At 67.2% G+C, this 3,850-nt stretch carries 4 protein-coding genes; 1 reads left to right on the top strand and 3 read right to left on the bottom strand.

Annotated features, from left to right (window positions below):
* The 3 genes from EQG76_RS33540 to EQG76_RS18025 form a co-directional block, all read right to left on the bottom strand.
* Positions 1-148 (bottom strand): XdhC family protein (locus EQG76_RS33540; RefSeq protein WP_200840899.1); only part of this gene is annotated, 148 nt, incomplete at its 3' end.
* Positions 145-1,437 (bottom strand): vWA domain-containing protein, encoded by a 1,293-nt coding sequence (locus EQG76_RS18020; protein ID WP_159715768.1) that lies wholly within the window; start codon positions 1,435-1,437, stop codon positions 145-147. The genes EQG76_RS33540 and EQG76_RS18020, both read right to left, overlap by 4 nt.
* Positions 1,438-1,454: 17 nt before the next feature.
* Positions 1,455-2,375 (bottom strand): AAA family ATPase, encoded by a 921-nt coding sequence (locus EQG76_RS18025; RefSeq protein ID WP_159715769.1) that lies wholly within the window; start codon positions 2,373-2,375, stop codon positions 1,455-1,457.
* A 265-nt stretch (positions 2,376-2,640) separates the two neighbouring features.
* Between EQG76_RS18025 and EQG76_RS18030 the strand changes: the two genes are divergently transcribed.
* The coding region (locus EQG76_RS18030; RefSeq protein WP_159715770.1) for a M2 family metallopeptidase at positions 2,641-3,850 on the top strand (1,210 nt) is incomplete at its 3' end.

The following is a 3,850-nucleotide window of genomic DNA, read 5'->3' on the forward strand; positions in this document are numbered from 1 at the left end:
TCATCGCCCCGGTCTCGTCCACGACCAGCTGGCTGCCGGCCGGGCGAGGCGAGCTGCCCCAGGTGCTGACCACGGTGGCCAGCGCCACTTTCTTCCCGGCCTGCTTCCAGTCGCGGGCCAGCTCCAACAAATTCTCGTCGGCGATCATGCCGCCTCCTTGCGGGCGCGTCTTACCCAGCTGTCGACGCTCTCCGGCCGGCGCTGCCCCTCCTGGGACAGAACCTGGGTGAGCTGCTTCAGGCTGGACAGGCTGTGCACCGAGCGCAGCTCGTCCACGTGCCGGATCATCGCCTGAGCACCTTTCGAGATGGGCTCGTAGCCGTCATAGCGCAACAAGGGGTTCAGCCAGATCAGGCGGCGGCAGGACTTGTGCAGCCGCTCCATCTCCTCCTCCAGCCCGTCTCCGGCATCACGGTCCAGACCGTCGGTGATCAGCAGCACCATGGCCCCCTGGCCCAGGACGCGGCGCGACCAGCTTCGGTTGAAGTCCTCCAGTGCGTGGCCGATCCGGGTGCCACCTTCCCAGTCGTCGACCAGCTTGCCGATCTTGTCGAGCGCCACGTCCACGTCGCGCGCGCGCAGCGCCCGGGTCACGTTGGTGAGGCGCGTGCCGAACAGGAAGCTGTGGACCCGGTCGCGGTCGTTGGTGATCGCGTGCATGAACAGGAGCAGCATGCGCGAATAGCGCGCCATGCTGCCGGAGATGTCGCACAGGACCACCAGCGGCGGATGGCGGCGGACCCGCTCCTTCCGGGCGAGGTCGATGGCAGCACCGCCGCCCCGCAGCGAGTTGCGCAGGGTCTTGCGCATGTCCACCCGCGCTCCCAGCGAATCGGATCGGAAGCGGCGGGTCGGCACGTCCACGATCGGCAGGCGGAGCCGCGCGATCTCGCGCTTGGCCTCCTCCAGCTCGTCCGCAGACATCTGCTCGAAGTCCTTCTTCTGGAGGAGCTCCTTGTCCGACCAGGTGAGGGACATGTCGAGCTCGATCTCTTCCTCCGCGGTCTCGCCCGCATCCTCGCCCTGGCCGGGCAGCCGCTGGGGTGCGAGCGCCTCGGCCAGGCGCCGGTTCGGCTGGTCGGTCGGCTTGAAGTTCTCGTCGGGGCGGATTTGCGGCAGCAACATCTGCATCAGCCGCTCGAGCAGGCGCGGGTCCTTCCAGAAGATGTGGAAGGCCTGGTCGAAAAGCTCCTTGTGCTCGCGGCGCGCCACGAACACCGAGAACAGCGCCCAGTAGAAGTCGTCGCGCCGGCCCACGCCGACGGTGCGCACCGCCTCCATCGCGCGCAGCACGTGGCCCGGCCCCACCGGCATACCGGCGGCGCGCAGGGTGCGGGCGAAATGCATGATGTTGAGGGCCAAGCGGCCGGGCGTGCCGGTCGTCTCGAACACCTCCACCGGGGCGCGGGTCCGCGCCGGCGCTTCGAACTTCTCCATGCCGTGCTCGTCCCGACTCAGCGCACGGCCGGCCGGGTGGCCAGGTTGACCTCGGAAAGCAGCCGTGCCGCCTCGCTACCCTGGATGCGCTGGATGTCGTCCTGGTACTTCAGCAGGGTACCGAGCGTGTCGTTGATCACCTCGTTGGTGAGCTCCATGCAGTCCAGCGTGTTGAGCGCCCGGGTCCAGTCCAGGGTCTCGGCCACGCCCGGCAGCTTGAACAGGTCCTGCTGGCGCAGCTTCTGGACGAACGCCACGATCTGCTCGCTCAAGTTCCGCTCCACGTCCGGCATCCGGGTGCGGACGATCTCGACCTCGCGCTCGGCCTGCGGATAGTCGACCCAGTGGTAGAAGCAGCGGCGCTTGAGCGCGTCGTGGATCTCCCGGGTGCGGTTGGAGGTGATGATCACGATCGGCGGCTGGTCCGCCCGAACCGTGCCGAGCTCGGGGATGCTGATCTGGAAGTCGGACAGCACCTCCAGGAGATAGGCCTCGAACGGCTCATCGGTGCGGTCCAGCTCATCGATCAGCAGCACCGGTGCCCCGCCGACATCGGGCTCAAGTGCCTGGAGCAGGGGTCGGCGGATCAGGAACTCCTCGGAGAAGATGTCCTTGGCGAGCGAGGTGCGGTCGGTGTCGCCCGACGCCTCGGCCAGGCGGATCTCCAGCATCTGCCGGGCATAGTTCCACTCATAGACCGCCGAGGCGACGTCCAGACCCTCGTAGCACTGCAGGCGCACCAGCTTGCGGCCGAGCGTCTCGGAGAGGACCTTGGCGATCTCGGTCTTGCCCACCCCGGCCTCGCCCTCCAGGAACAACGGCCGGCCCAGCTTCAGGGCGAGGAACAGGGAGGTCGCCAGCGAACGGTCGGCCACGTAGGAGCCATGGCGGAGCAGGTCGACGGTGGCGTCGACGGACGAGGGCATCGGCAGGGGCATCAGATTCTCGTGAACGGTAGAGCACAGGTGGCTGCCCTGGCAGGATAATGGAATCATGGCCTGCTGCCAGCCGGTATTCAGTTGGCCACCAGAGCCGGTCGGTACAAGCCTGCGGGCCTGCCCCCAGGGAAACAACGCCATGCCAGGGTCGATGCAGCGATCCGGCCCGGGCCGCTGCATCGCGGGTCCTTTGACGGGCGGCCCGCAAGAGCGCAGTGTCGCTTACTGGCAGATGCCTGCCATGGTTGGGTGAGGGAGCGATCCGATGAGCCGCAACCTGTTGCTTGGCCTGGTGGCGCTGGCAGCCCTGCATCCATGCCCTGGATCGGCGGCGGGCGACGACAAGGTGGCGGCGCCTGGCGTCGCCGAGGCCCAGGCCTTCGTGGACGAGGCGGAGGCACAGCTCGCCCGGGCGCGTGAGCTGTGGAACCGGACGCTCTGGGTGAAGCAGAACTTCATCACCTTCGACACCGACCTCCTCGCGGCCAACGCCACCGAGAACTACAATAACCTGATCGTGGGCCTGCTCGGGCGTGCCAAGGCCTTTGATGGCCTGGACCTGCCGGACGAGCTCGCGCGCAAGCTGGCGCTGCTCAAGCGGCAGATCGACGTGCCGCCGCCCGATGATCCGGTCAAGTCGGCGGAGCTGGCTAGGCTCACCACCGAGCTGGACAGCATGTATGGCCAGGCCAAGTACTGCAAAGCTGGCAAGTGCCGGGACCTGGACGAGCTGTCCGAGCTGATGCGCACCTCGCGCGACGAGGCGGCGCTGCTCGACGCCTGGACCGGCTGGCATGGCATAGCACCACCCATGAAGGACAAGTATGCCCGCATGGTGGCGATCGCCAACGAGGGTGCCCGCGACCTGGGCTTTGCCGACGTCGGCAGCTTCTGGCAGTCCCGCTACGACATGCCGCCCGCGGACTTCGTGGCGGAAACGGACCGGCTCTGGAACGAGGTCAAGCCGCTCTATCAGTCACTGCATTGCCACGTGCGGGCCAAGCTCGGCGAGGCCTATGGCACCGACGTGGTGCCGCCGACCGGGCCGATCCCCGCCCACCTGCTCGGCAACATGTGGGCGCAGGAATGGGGCAACATCTATGACCTGGTGGCGCCCGAGGATGCCGACAAAGGCTATGACCTGACCGAGATTCTGGAGGCGCGGGAGTTCGATGCGGAAGGCATCGTCCGGACGGCGGAGGGGTTCTTCACCAGCCTGGGCTTTTCGCCCTTGCCGGAGACGTTCTGGCAAAGGTCGCTCTTGACCAAGCCGGAGGACCGCGAGGTGGTCTGCCACGCCAGTGCCTGGGACCTGGACGATCAGGAGGACCTGCGCATCAAGATGTGCGTCAGGATCAACGAGGAGGACTTTCGCACTGCTCACCACGAGCTCGGGCACAATTTCTATTTCCGCGCCTACAAGGACCAGCCGCTCCTGTTCCGCGACGGCGCCAATGACGGCTTCCACGAGGCGA

The organism is Geminicoccus flavidas, assembly GCF_009806515.1.
Classification (GTDB): Bacteria; Pseudomonadota; Alphaproteobacteria; order Geminicoccales; family Geminicoccaceae; genus Geminicoccus; species Geminicoccus flavidus.

Bases quoted from the DNA above. Each gene is read 5' to 3' on its own strand.
- EQG76_RS18020 (WP_159715768.1), bottom strand. From the start codon at position 1,437: ATGGAGAAGTTCGAAGCGCCGGCGCGGACCCGCGCCCCGGTGGAGGTG.
- EQG76_RS18025 (WP_159715769.1), bottom strand. From the start codon at position 2,375: ATGCCCCTGCCGATGCCCTCGTCCGTCGACGCCACCGTCGACCTGCTC.